Here is a 14555-nt window from a genome sequence, read left to right on the forward strand (position 1 = left end):
AATGGCCGAGGGCGCGGAGTTTACGACTGTAAATGAGCAGCCCGAGGCCATTTTTAACGCAGTATCGCCGACGCGCAGCAGACCCATGACAGACCTCAATACATCGCCATCCATTGCGTGGTCAGCGACCGCGTATGGCGATACACGGTGATCGGCGCAAAGGGTCGACCCGAAGCGCTTTGCAGGGCGCTGCTCTGGCTATTGAGATCGACCAGCGCGGCCTTGAGGTAATCCCAGCGGGTTTTCAACTTGCCCACCTGTGGGTCGGCCTTGCCATCCAGCGCGGCCAGTTGCTCATCCACCGACGGCACAATCTTGCGTTCATCCTGACCGAGGTAGGTGTCGGGCTGCTCGCGGGCGGTTTCGAAATTGCCGAAGTAGGCACGGCTGAGGTACTGCACCGAGAGGTATTCGAGCTTGGCGGACAGTTCGCTGTCAGCCGGCCCGGCCAGCTTGCGGGTTTCCTCGAGCACGCCGAGCAGGGCTTTGCTGAGGTCCTCGGGGTAGCGCCAGGGCATGTCATCTTCACTCGGGCCGAAAGCCACGCCACGACGAATCTGCACCACCAGTTCCTGATGGGCGCTGCGCAGCGTATCGCTGCTTTGCGGCAGGCTCTGCACCGCAGCGGCCAGGGCTTGCAGGTCGGTTTCCAGGGCGTCCTGATGTTTCTTTTGGAAACCTTCGCCGCGTAACAGCATCAGGCTGCTGGTGACCCGACTGGCCTGCACCTGAACCTGTTCCTGCGGGGTGACGGCCTGGGCATAGGTCAGCGGCGAGAGGCCGGCGAACAGGCCGAGAATGACGAGCAATAGCGGGCGACATAGCGCTGTAGAACGCATTGTGGGTGTGCTCCTTATTATTTTTGTGAGCAGTGCTGAGTGGGCTCAGCGGTACATTCGCGGGCAACAGGGTACTGCACTGGCCAACAGAGAAAAGCAGCCTAAAGAGTGATTTCGTCGGAAAGATGCGCCTTTTCGGCCAAATCGCGCAGGTATTGCGCACTGAAGGCATCCGCTGGGAAGAAGGTTTCCAGGGCCAGTTCCGCCAGGGTGATGTCGTTGGCAGTGCCGAATACCGTGGTCGTGCCAATCAGGCTGACCACGCCCTGCTCGCTGGCAAACTGCAACGGCATCAGCACCACATCCGTGTCGGCCGGCGGCGCTGCAACAGGGCCGGGATAGGCGTTCGGCTCGTCCCACAACGCTTGCAACTGAGCATCGCCACTGACCTGTATATCACGCTGCAAGCGCGCCAGCAGGTAGGCGCGCCACGCTCCCAGGTTGACGATGCGCGGCGCCAAGCCACCCGGATGCAGACTCAGGCGCATGACATTGATCGGCGGCGTCAGCAGCTCGGGGGCAATGCCTTGCAGAAAAGGTGCAAGGGCGCTGTTGACCGCCAGCAGGTTCCAATGCCGGTCGATGGTCAGTGCCGGGTAAGGCTCGTGGGCCTTGAGCAGCAGTTCGATGGCACTGCGTGCGGCCTCCATGGCTGGCTCGGACAGCGCATGCTGAGTGAACAGCGGCGCATAGCCGGCAGCGCTGAGCAGTCGATTGCGTTCGCGCAGCGGAATGTCCAGCTGCTCGGCGAGCAACAGCAGCATCTCGCGGCTGGGCTGGGCGCGCCCGGTTTCAACAAAGCTCAGGTGGCGCGTGGAAATTTCAGCCTCGCAAGCGAGGTCGAGCTGGCTAAGACGACGATGCTGGCGCCACTGGCGCAGCAGAGCCCCGACGGGCTGGATTTGACTGTTCATGGGCATCGACGATAGACCAGCCACGTCATGGCGGCCATTACCTGCGAGGTAATCGACGTAACGCACAGATCGGCGAAATCTAAGTGCAAGCCGCTATTTCGACGGTTCTTTACGGAGACTTCGCCATGACCACCTTGCAACCTTCGCTGTTACTGCGCCGTGCCCTGCTCGCCGATGGCCTGGTCGGCGTGATCACCACGGCGCAACTCCTGCTGCTGGCTGACTGGCTCAGCAGTCTGTTGGCCCTGCCGGGTGAATTCCTCTTCGGCGTTGGCGTGGTGCTGATTCCGCTGGTGGCCTTTCTGCTCTGGCTATCGCGCCGTGAAAGCATGGCGCGGGCAGCGGTCTACACGGTGATCGGCCTGAATGCGCTATGGGTGGTGCTCAGCCTGCTGGTGCTGCTCAGCGGCTGGTTCACACCGAACGCGCTGGGCTACGCCTTCGTGCTCGTCCAGGCTGTTGTGGTGCTGGTGTTTATCGAGCTGGAGTGGCTGGGGCTGAAGCGCTCGCAGCTTGTCGGCGGAGAGTTTGCCCCGGCATCAGTGAGTGCTCAGTAACGACACCGACTTGACCTGTGCCCAGAGAGACTGCTCGCGCTGGATCTGCAGGCGGTCGAAGGAGTAACGGGTGATGCGGGCGATCAGTTGCTCGCCGCCCACCTGCACACGTACCAGCACGTGAGCCTGCTCGGCAACGTTGATCCAGTCCACTACTCGCGCTGGCAAGAGGTTAAGCACGCTGCTGTCCTCGGCCTGTTGCAGGCAAAGGCTGACATCCCGTGCCTTGACCTTGATCCGCACCGACTGGCCTAGCGGCAGCGGCCCGTGGGGCAAGCGCAGGTTGATCTGGCTATCCGGCAATTGCAGGTAGAGCAGCCCGTAGGCATGGTCATGGGCGGTAACTACGCCATCAACCACCGCCTCCGCATCGTCCTCGAAGACAAACGGCAGGTCGGCGCGCAGCAGGGTTTCCTTTAATGGGCCACTGGCGCTGACCTTGCCGTCCTCCAGCAACACCAGATGATCGGCCAGGCGCGCCACCTCATCCGGCGAGTGGCTGACGTAGACAATTGGAATCTCCAGCTCCTGATGCAGGCGCTCCAGATAGGGCAGCACCTCCTGCTTGCGCTTGAGATCGAGGGATGCCAGCGGCTCATCCAGCAACAGCAGGCTCGGGCTGGTCAGCAGGGCGCGGGCAATGCCTACGCGCTGCTGTTCGCCGCCGGACAACTTGCCTGGCAAGCGCTCCAGCAGATGCTCAATGCCGAGCAATTCAACCGCCTGCTCCAGGGCAATCCGCCGCTGCGCGGTGGGGATGCGCTTCAGCCCGTACTGCAGATTGCGCCGCACGGTGAGGTGGGCAAACAGATTGGCATCCTGAAACACGTAACCTACGGCGCGTTGATGCGCTGGGACGAAGATGCCCTGGGCGCTGTCCTGCCACAGCTCACCGTTGACTTGCAGGTAGCCTGCGCTCGGCTGATCCAGCCCGGCAAAACAGCGCAGGCAGCTGGTCTTGCCCGAGCCAGAATGGCCGAACAGCGCGCTGACGCCGCGACCGGGCAGGTTCAGCTCAACATCCAGGGTGAAACCGGCATGCTCCACCTTGAAACGCGCCTGGATTTCACCCGCCCCGGCGACTGTACGAATCGCCGGATTGCGCCGCGCCAATGGCCAGATCATTGCCACACCCGCGTGCTGCTGCGCCCGCTGCTTCGACCAGAGTAGAGCGCCAGCAGCACGATAAAGGAAAACAGCACCATACCGCCCGCAAGCCAGTGAGCCTGGGCGTACTCCATGGTTTCCACATGGTTGTAGATCTGCACTGACGCCACTTGGGTCTTGCCGGGGATATTGCCGCCAATCATCAGCACCACGCCGAACTCGCCCACGGTATGGGCAAAACCGAGAATCGAAGCCGTAATAAAGCCCGGCTTGGCCAGCGGCAGCACCACCGTGAAGAACGCATCCCAAGGCCCGGCGCGCAGCGTCGCCGCCGCCTCCAGCGGGGCACGGCCAATCGCCTCGAAAGCGTTCTGCAGCGGCTGCACGACAAAGGGCAGGGAATAGAACACTGAGCCGATCACCAGCCCGGTAAAGGTAAACGTCAGGGTGCCGAGGCCGAGGCTCTGGGTCAGTTGGCCGATAACGCCATGCGGGCCCATGCTCACCAGCAAGTAGAAACCAATCACCGTCGGCGGCAGCACCAGCGGCAGCGCGACGATCGCACCAATCGGCTGCTTCCAGCGCGACGCCGTACGCGCCAGCCACCAGGCAATCGGTGTACCGATCAGCAGCAGCAACAGGGTGGTCAGCGATGCCAGCTCAAGCGTCAGCAGGACCGCAGCGAAATCAGCTTTGCTCAGTGGCATTGCACAAACCTTTCAATGACAGATGCAGCCCGGATGCACTCCGGGCTACGACAGCTTAGAGCTGATAACCGTAGGACTTGATGATCTTGGCCGCCTTTTCACCTTTCAGGTACTCGGTCAGGGCTACAGCGGCCGGGTTATGTTCGCCCCTCTTGAGGATCAGCGCATCCTGCTTGATCGGCGTGTGCATCTGCGCCGGTACCATCCAGGCCGAGCCACTGCTGAGTTGGCCGTCCTTGTACACCTGCGACAGCGCGACAAAGCCCAGCTCGGCGTTGCCGGTGGCAATAAACTGATGCGCCTGGGTGATGTTCTGCCCTTCGACCAGTTTGTCCTTGACCGCCGCACTCAGGCCCAGCTTGTCCAGCACTTCGGTGGCCGCCAGGCCGTAGGGCGCAGCTTTCGGGTTGGCGATCGCCAGGTGTTTGTACTGATTGGCCTTGAGCACCGCATCACTGCCATCCAGGTAACCCGGCTTGGCTGACCACAGCACCAGGCTGCCAATTGCATAGGTAAAACGCGAGTCGCTGACACCCAAGCCTTCGTTGTCGAGCTTGGCCGGGGTGCTTTCATCGGCACTTAAAAACACCTCGAACGGCGCACCGTTCTGAATCTGCGCATACAGTTGGCCAGTGGCCCCGAAGGAGGCAACCACGCTGTGCCCGGTATCCTTCTCAAACTCGCTGGCAATCGCCTGCAACGGCGCAGTGAAGTTGGCGGCCACCGCCACCTGAACCTGCTCAGCCAGGGCGTGGCTGCTGAATGCAACGGCGGCGAACAGGCTGACTAAGTGTCGGGAAAAAACTGTCTTCATCCAGAACTCCTTTGCAGTCCATTGTCAGCTTATGAACCCATATCGCTATATACAAAAAGATACAGCGAATAAATCGTTCCTACGAGCTAGGCAAATGCACTGCGATCATCCAATGGGGGAGATGGGCATCCTTGAAGAATCAGACTCGCAAGTCAAGTTTTTAACTGCGGCTACGCCAGACGCTGGCCAGCCAGGGCTGCTGGTCACGCGGTAAGCCGGCTGGACGATAGTAGTGCTGCAGCTCGCTGAAGCCGGCCGCATTGAGCAACACGCGCCAGTTGGCCAGATCGTGATAGGCGCCGTAGCGCTCACCATTCCAACCTTCCTGGTTATCGCCACGGGGATTGGAGCTGAACAGCACGCCGCCCGGCTTGAGAGTGGCATGCAGTTGCTTGAGTACCCGCGGCAGTTCCTGGCGGGGGATATGAAACAGTGAAGCATTGGCGAACACGCCATCGAAGCGTTCAGGCGGCAGGTCGAGGGCAAGAAAATTCTGCTGCCAGGCCTCGCAGCCACTGTCGGCGCGGGCCATTTCGATAAAGCGCACGCAGCCGTCCAAACCAACAGCACTGTGGCCCATGGCGCTGAACGTGCGCAGATCGCGCCCCGGGCCGCAGCCAAAATCGAGAATCTGGTAGGGCGCAGTGGCCTGAATATGCGTGAGCAGGGCGGCAATATTCTGGCTGACATCGTGGTCGCGAGTGCCTTCACGAAAGTCTTCGGCACAGTCCTGATAGTGGCGCAGGGTCAGCGCGCTGATCTGCGCCAGGTCATCCGCGCTCAACCCCACGGTTTCAACCCTCAGCCAGCAGGCGGCGCAGTTCGGCCAATACCGGCGCGCTGGCCGGGCGCACGCCGCGCCAGAGGAAGAAAGCTTCGGCGGCCTGCTCGACCAGCATGCCCAGGCCATCCAGGGTACGTGCCGCACCGTGCTCGGCAGCCCAGCGGTTAAAGGCGGTCAATTCCTTGCCGTACATCATGTCGTAGCACAGGGTGTGGCCGGGCTGGATCAGACTGGGGGCAATCGGCGGCAACTCACCAGCCAGGCTGGCCGAAGTGCCGTTGATGATCAGATCCACCGGCGCGTCGATCCAGTCATAACCGCTGGCCACCACGGGGCCCAAGTCGGCAAATTCGCGGGCCAGTTGCTCGGCCTTCTCCACCGTACGGTTGGCAATCACCAGCGCCGCCGGTTGCTCGGCCAGCAACGGCTCCAGCACCCCACGCACCGCACCACCCGCGCCGAGCAGCAGGATGCGTTTGCCCTTGAGACTTACACCGGCATTCACCGTCAGGTCACGCACCAGGCCGGCGCCGTCGGTGTTGTCACCGAGTAGGCTGCCATCGGCAAGTTTCTTCACGGTATTCACCGCGCCGGCCCGGCGCGCGCGCTCGGTGAGTTCGTCGCAAAGGCGAAAGGCCTCTTCCTTGAACGGCACAGTGACGTTGCCGCCCAGGCCTTCGGCGAAGAAGGCGCGTGCATTCGCGGGGAAGTCGTCCAGCGGTGCCAGGCGTGCCTGATAGTCGAGCACCTGGCCGGTCTGCTCGGCGAACAAGCGATGAATCAGCGGCGATTTGCTGTGACCAATGGGGTTACCGAAGACGCAGTAGCGATCCATGAATGATCCTTGAAAACAGTTGCCGGCTTTGTGCATGTAGGGTGCGCCGTGCGCACCGGATTGAATTGCAGAGTGGTGCGCATGGCGCACCCTACGCTTACGCCAACCAGTCACGATCCGTGAGGAAGTACTCGGTCAGGCGCGCCTCTTCGCTGCCCGGCTGCGGCTTCCAGTCGTAGCCCCAGCGCACGTGTGGCGGCAGCGACATCAGGATCGATTCGGTACGCCCGCCCGATTGCAGGCCGAACAGCGTGCCACGGTCGAACACCAGGTTGAACTCGACATAGCGGCCGCGGCGGAAAGCCTGGAATTCACGCTCGCGCTCGCCATAGGGGGTCAGCTTGCGGCGCTGCACGATGGGCAGGTAGGCCTGGATATAGGCATCGCCGATGGCGCGCATAAAGGCGAAGCTGGTGTCGAAATCCCACTGGTTCAGGTCATCGAAGAACAGCCCGCCAATACCGCGCGGCTCGCCCCGGTGCTTGAGGTGGAAGTAGCGATCACACCACGCCTTGAACTTCGGGTAGACCTCGGCACCGAACGGTGCACAGGCGTCATGGGCGACCTGATGCCAGTGCCGGCAGTCTTCTTCATTGCCGTAGTAGGGCGTCAGGTCGAAGCCACCGCCAAACCACCACAACGGCTCCTCGCCTTCCTTCTCCGCGCTGAAGAACCGCACGTTGGCGTGGGAGGTCGGCACGTAAGGGTTTTCCGGGTGGATCACCAGCGACACACCGAGAGCCTCGAAACCACGTCCGGCCAGTTCCGGCCGATGTGCACTGGCCGAAGGCGGCAGGCTGTCGCCGAACACATGGGAGAAGTTCACCCCGCCCTTTTCGATTAGCGCGCCGCTCTCCATCACCCGCGTGCGACCTCCACCACCGGCCGGCCGCTGCCAGGCATCCTCGAAGAATTCGGCACCACCATCTTCGGCTTGCAGGGCAGTGCAGATACGGTCTTGCAGATCCAGCAGGTAGGCTTTGACGGCCTCAGTACGGTCACTCACGGCGGCACCTTGAAAACGGGTAAGGCCAGGCGGCACATGGCCGCGGGGAAAAATGGGCGGCCAGCATACCACCTGCCACCCCAAGGCCGCAGTTGACGGCGGTCAATGCAGACGATTGGATAACGGCACATTTCTGCCCCTACGGGCATCATCCAGGCATTCAATCGCGGAAGACTCTGAAAATGGCCATGCGTATCCAGTTTAATCGTCACGGCGGCCCGGACGTCCTTGAATACACCGACTACAACCCCGCCGCCCCTGGCCCGAATGAAGTTCGGGTGCAGAACCAGGCGATTGGCCTGAATTTTATCGACACCTATTTCCGCAGTGGCCTGTATGCGCCACCAAGTTTGCCATCCAGCCTGGGCACCGAAGGCGCAGGCATCGTCGAGGCAGTGGGCTCGGCAGTCAGCGGCTTTCAGGTCGGCGACCGCGTCGCCTATGCCACCGGGCCGCTGGGCGCCTACAGCGAACTGCATGTGCTGCCGGCCGAGAAACTGGTGAAACTGCCGGATGCGATCAGCTTCGAGCAAGCGGCCGCCGTGATGCTCAAGGGGCTGACCGTGCAGTACCTGCTGCGCCAAACCTTCCCCCTGCAAGGTGGCGAAACCATCCTGTTTCATGCCGCCGCCGGCGGGGTTGGCTCCTTCGCCTGCCAGTGGGCGAAGGCACTTGGGGTCAAGTTGATCGGTACGGTCAGCTCGGCGGAAAAAGCCGCCCGCGCCAAAGCACAAGGCGCCTGGGCAACCATCGACTACAGCCATGAGAACGTTGCCCAGCGCGTGCTGGAACTGACCGATGGCAAGAAATGCCCAGTGGTCTACGACGGCGTCGGCCAGGACACCTGGGAAACCTCGCTGGACTGTGTGGCCCCACGCGGCCTGCTGGTCAGTTTCGGCAATGCGTCGGGCGCGGTCACCGGCGTCAACCTGGGCATCCTCGCGCAGAAGGGCTCACTGTTTGTCACCCGCCCAACCCTGGCCGGATATGCCGACACGCCTTCCCGACTGCAAAGCATGGCCGACGAACTGTTCGCCATGATCGCCAGCGGCCACCTGCAGGTGGAGATCAGCAACCGCTATGCGCTTAAGGATGCGGCGCTGGCGCAAAGCGCCCTGAGCGCACGGCAAACCACCGGCTCGACCATTCTGCTGCCGTAGACCGTCAGCCGCTAGCTTTTGTTGCTTCAGGACGGACGGATCACATCCCCACTGATCAGGTCACGAATCAGGCTCGGGTTCTTGCGGCCGCCCAACGCCCCACCCAACACCATGTCCAGCTGGCCGGGAAAGTACTGCTCGACGCGCAGACGCGACCGCGCAGACGGGCGACCTGCCGGGTTGGCCGAGGTCGACACCAGCGGCCCGGTCAGGCGACACAACGCCTGCACCTGCGGATGATCACTGACGCGCAGTGCCACACTGCTGTGCTGGCCACCGATCCATTCGGGCAAGCGATTCTGATGCGGCACCAGCCAGGTGTTGGGGCCCGGCCAGCTGCCGGCCAGGCGCGCCAGCCAGATTTCCGGCAGGTCATCGAGAAGAAAGTCGAACTGTTCGATGTCAGCGGCGACCAGGATCAGGCCCTTGTGCACAGGCCGATCCTTCAGCGCCAGCAAGCGCTCTACCGCCTCGTCATTCCAGGGATCACAGCCCAGCCCCCACACCGCCTCGGTCGGATAGGCAATCACGCCGCCATTGCGCACCACCCGTGCGGCTTGCTGTATCTGCCAGTTGCTAACCATTCACTGCTCTCCACTGAACACCTGGCGGCAGTGTATCCAAGCTAAAGCGCGCGGCCCACCCAGCGACCATTTTCACAGGCAATGTGGCCTTCCAGTTCCAGCTCGGTCAGCGCCGCCAGCACCTCGGCCAGAGGCCAGCCACTGGCGACCACCAGCGCTTCGCTGCTATGCGGCGCGGCATGCAGTAAAGCCAGTAAAGGGTGGTTGAGCGACTCTGGCTTAAGCGCTGCGCTTGCGGGTGGCTGCGCCTGCCAGCCACGCAGCGCCTGGAGAATGTCCTCGATGCTTTCTACCAGCGTGGCACCTTCGCGGATCAACTGATGACAGCCACGGGCACCGGGATGATGAATCGAACCGGGAATCGCATACACCTCACGGCCCTGTTCGGCAGCCAACCGTGCAGTGATCAGCGAACCACTGGAGGGGCTGGCTTCCACCACCAGCACGCCCACAGAAAGACCGCTGATAATCCTGTTGCGCCGGGGAAAGTTACTTGCCTGCGGCGGACAATCCAGCGGTAATTCCGACACCAGCGCACCACCCTGGGCGACGATATCGGCGGCGAGTTGCTTGTGCCGCGCCGGGTAAAGACACTGCAAGCCGGTGCCAAGCACCGCCACTGTCTTGCCATTGGCATCCAGTGCACCCTGGTGGGCCGCGCCATCGATACCCAAGGCCAAACCGCTGGTAATCACAAAACCACCGCCGGCCAGGCTGCGAGCAAAACTCTGCGCAGTATCCAGCCCTGGCCGCGAAGCGCGCCGACTGCCGACCATCGCCAGTTGCGGCTGCTCCAGCAGCGTCGGGTCACCTGCAACAAACAACAACGGCGGTGCATCCACCAGCTCGTCCAGCAACCCTGGATAAATCACGTCATCCCACATCACCACGTGATGCGCATCATCTTCCAGCCAGACCAGACTTTGCGCGGCACGCTCACGCACCTCGGCGCAGCGCCGCGCCTCGCTGCACACCTGCGGCAAACCCAGGGAACGCCAGGCACTGGCCGGCGCACTGAGTGCGGCCGATGCGCTGTCGAAGGCACTGAGGAGTTTACGAAAGCGCCGTGGACCCAGCTCCGGCAGGCAGTGCAAACGCAGACGCGCTTCCAGCTCGGCGGGGGAAACAGCAGGCGCAATAGCAGCAGAGTGCGACATGCGGATCATCCTTGATCAGTCGCGCCGCACGGGCGGCAAGAAATTCAGCAGGCAATAAAAAGCCCCGCATCGGCGGGGCTTTTCAGTGTTACGGGTTACGCACTTTGTCCATGATCGCCAGCGAGCGCGAGGCTCCCAGCACCAGGCCGTAGCTGAGCTTGTCGTAGGTGCGGAACACCATCAGCAGGCCCGCACGCTCGTCCGGAATTTTCACCGCTTCGCCGGTTACCCGGTCACGTACGGTTTCACCGGTCTTGTAGATGGCCAGTACGTTGCCTTCCTTCAAGCCATCACGGGCACCCCTGTTGATGGTCACCACGTCGAACTGACCGATCTGGGTCACGCCGCGCGGCACATCGAGGATCACGCCATTGACCTCGCTGGCTGGCTCGCTCGGCATAAAGGTCGAATTGATCGGACGCTCTTCGGTGGCAAACAGACGGTCGCCAAGGCGCACTTCCTGAGTCGAACGGGTCAGCACCATGGTGCCGACATCACCTTCTTCGGCGACAATCTCACCGGAACCGATATCATCGGCGTTGATCCCGAGGAACTCCTGGGTATCCGGATCGATGTAGGTTTTGCCCTGACGGAAGATGCCATAGGCCGGCGCGGCCTGGTCGAACTTGCCACGGGCATACACGCGATCACCCGCACCGCTGACCACCCGCTCGGCATTGCCGGCCACGATATAAGGCGCACCCTGGAACTGCTCAGGGGTATCGACAATGCGGTTGACCAGCAGGAAGCTGTTGATTGCCTCCAGCGGAATTGCCGGAATGGCTTCAGCCATCGGCGTGCTGCGAATTTGCGGCGACAGCTTGATGGTGCCGCGCGACTCGCCACGGTTAAGCATCAGGCGCGGTTGGCCATCGATGTACACCAGGCTCAGTTGGTCGCCCGGATAGATCAGATGAGGATTTTCCACCTGCGGGTTGGCGTGCCAGATTTCTGGCCACTTCCACGGCTGACTGAGAAATTTTCCGGAGATATCCCAGAGGGTGTCGCCTTTGACCACGGTGTAACGGTCTGGGTGACCGTCCTTGAGTTGCACTTCGGCCTGGGCCAAGCCGCCTGCGGCAAGCAGCAGCAGGGCGAGTAGTGATTTCCTCATGCGGTGAATCCCTTTATTATGTGTCTTCACGTGGAGCGCCCTAGCGCCGCGACGAAACCCAGTCGTGCTGCGGCGTGAAGCCGTTTTTCAATGCTGCTCATCATCTTAGCAGCGGATTTTGACTTTATTCCACAAGTGCATCACAAACGCATATGGCGATCCTGAATATCCTCGAATTTCCCGATCCGCGCCTGCGCACCATCGCCAAGCCGGTGGACGTGGTCGACGACGCCTTGCGTCAACTGATCGATGACATGTTTGAAACCATGTACGACGCACCGGGCATTGGCCTGGCTGCGACGCAGGTCAACGTGCACAAGCGCGTGGTGGTGATGGATCTGTCCGAGGACAAGTCCGAGCCACGGGTGTTTATCAACCCCGAGTTCGAGCCGCTGACCGAGGAAATGGATCAGTATCAGGAAGGCTGCCTGTCGGTGCCGGGTTTCTACGAAAACGTCGACCGCCCGCAGAAGGTCAAGATCAAGGCCCTGGATCGTGATGGCCAGCCCTATGAGCTGATCGCCGAAGGCCTGCTTGCCGTATGCATCCAGCACGAATGCGACCACCTCAACGGCAAGCTGTTCGTCGATTACCTGTCTACGCTCAAACGCGACCGCATCAAGAAGAAGCTGGAAAAGCAGCACCGCCAGCAGGCTTGAGCCACATCATTACAAAGGCTTGCTGCGGCAAGCCTTTTTCTTTAGCGAGCCCCCATGACTGAAGCACTGCGTATCGTGTTTGCCGGCACCCCGGAATTCGCCGCCGAGCACCTCAAAGCGCTGCTCGACAGCCAACACCAGATCATTGCTGTATACAGCCAGCCGGACCGCCCGGCAGGCCGCGGGCAGAAGCTCACACCCAGCCCGGTCAAGCAGCTCGCTCTGCAGCATGACATCCCGGTTTACCAGCCGCAGACCCTGCGCGACCCTGCCGCACAAGCCGAGCTGGCGGCGCTCAAACCCGATCTGATGGTGGTGGTCGCTTACGGCCTGATCCTGCCGCAGGTGGTGCTGGATACACCGCGCCTGGGCTGTATCAACAGTCACGCCTCGCTGTTGCCACGCTGGCGTGGCGCCGCACCGATTCAGCGCGCAGTCGAAGCCGGCGATGCCGAAAGCGGCGTGACCGTGATGCAGATGGAAGCCGGCCTGGATACCGGGCCGATGCTGCTGAAAGTCAGCACCCCGATCTCGCCAGTCGATACAGGCGGCAGCCTGCACGACCGCCTCGCCAGCCTCGGCCCACAAGCAGTGATTGAAGCCATCACTGGCCTGGCCGATGGCACGCTCAAGGGCGAGGTGCAGGACGACAGCCTGGCCACCTACGCGCACAAGCTGAACAAAGACGAAGCGCGCTTGGACTGGAACCGCCCGGCCGTGGAGCTGGAGCGCCTGGTACGCGCTTTTCATCCCTGGCCGATCTGCCATAGCGCCCTCGGTGGCGACGCCATCAAGGTGCATGCCGCTGAGTTGGGCGAGGGCAGTGGTACACCTGGCCGCATTCTCGCCGCCGATAAATCCGGCCTGACCGTGGCCTGTGGCGTAGGCGCATTACGCCTGACCCGCCTGCAATTGCCCGGCGGCAAGGCACTGGCCTTCAGCGACCTGTACAACAGCCGCCGCGAGCAGTTCGCCCCTGGCCTGGTGCTCGGGCAATGAACCCACGTCTGGCCGCCGCCCGCGCCCTGGCCAGCGTGCTGGCCGGCAAGGCTTCGCTGGGCAGCAGCCTGCCGCCGTTGCTGGACAAGGTCGAGCCGCGCGACCGTGGCCTGGCCCAGGATCTGGCCTTTGGCACTGCACGCTGGCAACCACGCCTGGCCCTGATCGCCGAAAAGCTGCTGCAAAAACCCTTCAAGGCCGCCGACCGGGATGTCGAAGCGCTGCTGCTGATCGGCCTGTACCAGCTGTTCTACAGCCGTATTCCCGCCCACGCCGCCATCGGTGAAACGGTGGCCTGCGTCGATAAGCTGAAAAAGCCCTCGCTCAAGGGTCTGCTCAATGCCGTGCTGCGCAACGCCCAGCGCGACGGCGAAAGCATTATCGCCAGCCTCGACCGTGATCCGGTGCTGCACACCGCCCACCCTCGCTGGTTGCAAAAAGCCCTGAAAGCCCAGTGGCCGGAACACTGGGAAAGCATCTGCGCGGCCAACAATGCTCATCCGCCGCTGATTTTGCGGGTCAACCGCCGCCTCGGCAGCCGTGATGACTACCTGGCGGAACTGCGCCGCGTCGGCTTTGAAGCAGAACCCTGCACCTTTAGCCGCGATGGCGTCCGCCTGCTGCAAGCTTGCGACGTGACCACCCTGCCGGGTTTCGGCGAAGGCCGTGTCAGCGTGCAGGACGAGGCGGCGCAACTGGCTGCCGAACTGCTCGACCTGGCGCCTGGCCAACGCGTGCTGGATGCCTGCGCCGCGCCCGGCGGCAAGACCTGCCACCTGCTCGAAGCCGAACCAGGGTTGAGCGGCGTAGTGGCGGTGGATCTGGAAGAAAAACGCCTGGTGCGCGTGCGCGAAAACCTCAAGCGCCTCAATCTGCAAGCCGAACTGTTTGCCGCCGATGGCCGCGACCTGGCTGCCTGGTGGGACGGCAAGCCGTTCCAGCGCATTCTGCTCGACGCACCGTGCTCCGCCACCGGGGTGATTCGCCGTCACCCGGATATCAAGCTGACCCGCCAGGCCGATGACATTCCCGCCCTCGCGCAGCTGCAAGGCGAACTGCTGGACAGCCTGTGGCAGACCCTGGAGGTCGGCGGCATCCTGCTCTATGCCACCTGCTCGGTGATGCCGGCAGAGAACAGTGACAATATCGCCGCTTTCCTCGCCCGCACTCCAAGTGCCCGCGAGCTAGATATCGGCGGCCCGTTCGGTGTGCAAACGCCTCACGGTCGCCAGCTCTTCCCGCAAGTAGACGGCCATGACGGCTTTTACTATGCCAAGCTGATCAAAGTCGCCGCGACTCCCCGCGGCTAACGGAGCGAT

At 62.4% G+C, this 14555-nt stretch carries 16 protein-coding genes; 5 read left to right on the forward strand and 11 right to left on the reverse strand.

What is annotated here, in order from left to right:
* Nucleotides 1–95: 95 nt before the first annotated feature.
* Nucleotides 96–839 (reverse strand): hypothetical protein, encoded by a 744-nt coding sequence (locus IOD17_RS14240; RefSeq protein WP_233685720.1) that lies wholly within the window; start codon nucleotides 837–839, stop codon nucleotides 96–98.
* A gap of 101 nt (nucleotides 840–940) precedes the next feature.
* The gene (locus IOD17_RS14245; RefSeq protein ID WP_233685721.1) at nucleotides 941–1753 is read right to left on the reverse strand and encodes a helix-turn-helix domain-containing protein; all 813 of its coding nucleotides are present in this window, start codon (nucleotides 1751–1753) and stop codon (nucleotides 941–943) included.
* 125 nt (nucleotides 1754–1878) lie between these two features.
* On the opposite strand from IOD17_RS14245, the gene IOD17_RS14250 reads away from it, so the two are divergent.
* Nucleotides 1879–2310, forward strand: a complete 432-nt coding sequence (locus IOD17_RS14250; RefSeq protein WP_233685722.1) for a hypothetical protein — start codon at nucleotides 1879–1881, stop codon at nucleotides 2308–2310.
* Here IOD17_RS14250 and modC read toward each other — a convergent pair.
* The 6 genes from modC to hemF form a co-directional block, all read right to left on the reverse strand.
* Complete coding sequence (gene modC / locus IOD17_RS14255; RefSeq protein ID WP_233685723.1) at nucleotides 2293–3435, reverse strand: molybdenum ABC transporter ATP-binding protein; 1143 nt, start codon at nucleotides 3433–3435, stop codon at nucleotides 2293–2295. The two genes, IOD17_RS14250 and modC, sit on opposite strands and share 18 nt — an antisense overlap.
* On the reverse strand, nucleotides 3432–4124 hold the full coding sequence (modB, locus tag IOD17_RS14260) for a molybdate ABC transporter permease subunit (protein ID WP_233685724.1): 693 nt from the start codon (nucleotides 4122–4124) through the stop codon (nucleotides 3432–3434). The genes modC and modB overlap by 4 nt, the downstream gene beginning before the upstream one ends.
* 55 nt (nucleotides 4125–4179) lie before the next feature.
* Nucleotides 4180–4938 (reverse strand): molybdate ABC transporter substrate-binding protein, encoded by a 759-nt coding sequence (gene modA / locus IOD17_RS14265; protein ID WP_233685725.1) that lies wholly within the window; start codon nucleotides 4936–4938, stop codon nucleotides 4180–4182.
* Between the two features lie 160 nt (nucleotides 4939–5098).
* Nucleotides 5099–5728: a class I SAM-dependent methyltransferase gene (locus IOD17_RS14270; RefSeq protein WP_233685726.1), complete on the reverse strand. Its 630-nt coding sequence runs from the start codon at nucleotides 5726–5728 to the stop codon at nucleotides 5099–5101.
* A gap of 4 nt (nucleotides 5729–5732) precedes the next feature.
* Nucleotides 5733–6557 carry a shikimate dehydrogenase gene (gene aroE / locus IOD17_RS14275; protein ID WP_233685727.1) on the reverse strand — a complete coding sequence of 275 codons (825 nt, stop codon included), beginning with the start codon at nucleotides 6555–6557 and terminating at the stop codon, nucleotides 5733–5735.
* Nucleotides 6558–6654: 97 nt separating this feature from the next.
* Nucleotides 6655–7563, reverse strand: coding sequence for an oxygen-dependent coproporphyrinogen oxidase (gene hemF / locus IOD17_RS14280; protein WP_233685728.1), 909 nt, complete (start codon nucleotides 7561–7563; stop codon nucleotides 6655–6657).
* A gap of 182 nt (nucleotides 7564–7745) precedes the next feature.
* On the opposite strand from hemF, the gene IOD17_RS14285 reads away from it, so the two are divergent.
* Nucleotides 7746–8723 (forward strand): NADPH:quinone reductase, encoded by a 978-nt coding sequence (locus IOD17_RS14285; RefSeq protein WP_233685729.1) that lies wholly within the window; start codon nucleotides 7746–7748, stop codon nucleotides 8721–8723.
* A 26-nt stretch (nucleotides 8724–8749) separates the two neighbouring features.
* Here the strand turns inward: IOD17_RS14285 and IOD17_RS14290 are convergent, their stop codons facing one another.
* The 3 genes from IOD17_RS14290 to IOD17_RS14300 all read right to left on the reverse strand — a co-directional run bounded on the left by IOD17_RS14290 (nucleotide 8750) and on the right by IOD17_RS14300 (nucleotide 11578).
* On the reverse strand, nucleotides 8750–9307 hold the full coding sequence (locus IOD17_RS14290; protein ID WP_233685730.1) for an L-threonylcarbamoyladenylate synthase: 558 nt from the start codon (nucleotides 9305–9307) through the stop codon (nucleotides 8750–8752).
* 41 nt (nucleotides 9308–9348) lie between these two features.
* A complete protein-coding gene (dprA, locus tag IOD17_RS14295; protein ID WP_233685731.1) occupies nucleotides 9349–10464 on the reverse strand; it encodes a DNA-processing protein DprA in 1116 nt (371 codons plus the stop codon).
* 88 nt (nucleotides 10465–10552) lie between these two features.
* Nucleotides 10553–11578 (reverse strand): LysM peptidoglycan-binding domain-containing protein, encoded by a 1026-nt coding sequence (locus IOD17_RS14300; RefSeq protein ID WP_233685732.1) that lies wholly within the window; start codon nucleotides 11576–11578, stop codon nucleotides 10553–10555.
* A gap of 152 nt (nucleotides 11579–11730) precedes the next feature.
* Here IOD17_RS14300 and def point away from each other — a divergent pair, with 152 nt between their 5' ends.
* From def to rsmB, 3 genes are read left to right on the forward strand one after another with little or no spacing between them, the layout of a single operon-like run.
* Nucleotides 11731–12237, forward strand: a complete 507-nt coding sequence (gene def, locus IOD17_RS14305) for a peptide deformylase (protein WP_233685733.1) — start codon at nucleotides 11731–11733, stop codon at nucleotides 12235–12237.
* Between the two features lie 54 nt (nucleotides 12238–12291).
* Nucleotides 12292–13236, forward strand: a complete 945-nt coding sequence (gene fmt / locus IOD17_RS14310) for a methionyl-tRNA formyltransferase (RefSeq protein WP_233685734.1) — start codon at nucleotides 12292–12294, stop codon at nucleotides 13234–13236.
* Complete coding sequence (gene rsmB, locus IOD17_RS14315) at nucleotides 13233–14546, forward strand: 16S rRNA (cytosine(967)-C(5))-methyltransferase RsmB (protein WP_233685735.1); 1314 nt, start codon at nucleotides 13233–13235, stop codon at nucleotides 14544–14546. The genes fmt and rsmB overlap by 4 nt, the downstream gene beginning before the upstream one ends.
* The last annotated feature ends 9 nt before the right edge of the window (nucleotides 14547–14555 follow it).

This window comes from Pseudomonas anguilliseptica, assembly GCF_021375795.1.
Taxonomy (GTDB): domain Bacteria; phylum Pseudomonadota; class Gammaproteobacteria; order Pseudomonadales; family Pseudomonadaceae; genus Aquipseudomonas; species Aquipseudomonas anguilliseptica_A.

Bases quoted from the DNA above. Each gene is read 5' to 3' on its own strand.
- IOD17_RS14240 (WP_233685720.1), bottom strand. From the start codon at position 839: ATGCGTTCTACAGCGCTATGTCGCCCGCTATTGCTCGTCATTCTCGGC.
- IOD17_RS14245 (WP_233685721.1), bottom strand. From the start codon at position 1,753: ATGAACAGTCAAATCCAGCCCGTCGGGGCTCTGCTGCGCCAGTGGCGC.
- IOD17_RS14250 (WP_233685722.1), top strand. From the start codon at position 1,879: ATGACCACCTTGCAACCTTCGCTGTTACTGCGCCGTGCCCTGCTCGCC.
- modC (WP_233685723.1), bottom strand. From the start codon at position 3,435: ATGATCTGGCCATTGGCGCGGCGCAATCCGGCGATTCGTACAGTCGCC.
- modB (WP_233685724.1), bottom strand. From the start codon at position 4,124: ATGCCACTGAGCAAAGCTGATTTCGCTGCGGTCCTGCTGACGCTTGAG.
- modA (WP_233685725.1), bottom strand. From the start codon at position 4,938: ATGAAGACAGTTTTTTCCCGACACTTAGTCAGCCTGTTCGCCGCCGTT.
- aroE (WP_233685727.1), bottom strand. From the start codon at position 6,557: ATGGATCGCTACTGCGTCTTCGGTAACCCCATTGGTCACAGCAAATCG.
- IOD17_RS14285 (WP_233685729.1), top strand. From the start codon at position 7,746: ATGGCCATGCGTATCCAGTTTAATCGTCACGGCGGCCCGGACGTCCTT.
- IOD17_RS14290 (WP_233685730.1), bottom strand. From the start codon at position 9,307: ATGGTTAGCAACTGGCAGATACAGCAAGCCGCACGGGTGGTGCGCAAT.
- dprA (WP_233685731.1), bottom strand. From the start codon at position 10,464: ATGTCGCACTCTGCTGCTATTGCGCCTGCTGTTTCCCCCGCCGAGCTG.
- IOD17_RS14300 (WP_233685732.1), bottom strand. From the start codon at position 11,578: ATGAGGAAATCACTACTCGCCCTGCTGCTGCTTGCCGCAGGCGGCTTG.
- def (WP_233685733.1), top strand. From the start codon at position 11,731: ATGGCGATCCTGAATATCCTCGAATTTCCCGATCCGCGCCTGCGCACC.
- fmt (WP_233685734.1), top strand. From the start codon at position 12,292: ATGACTGAAGCACTGCGTATCGTGTTTGCCGGCACCCCGGAATTCGCC.
- rsmB (WP_233685735.1), top strand. From the start codon at position 13,233: ATGAACCCACGTCTGGCCGCCGCCCGCGCCCTGGCCAGCGTGCTGGCC.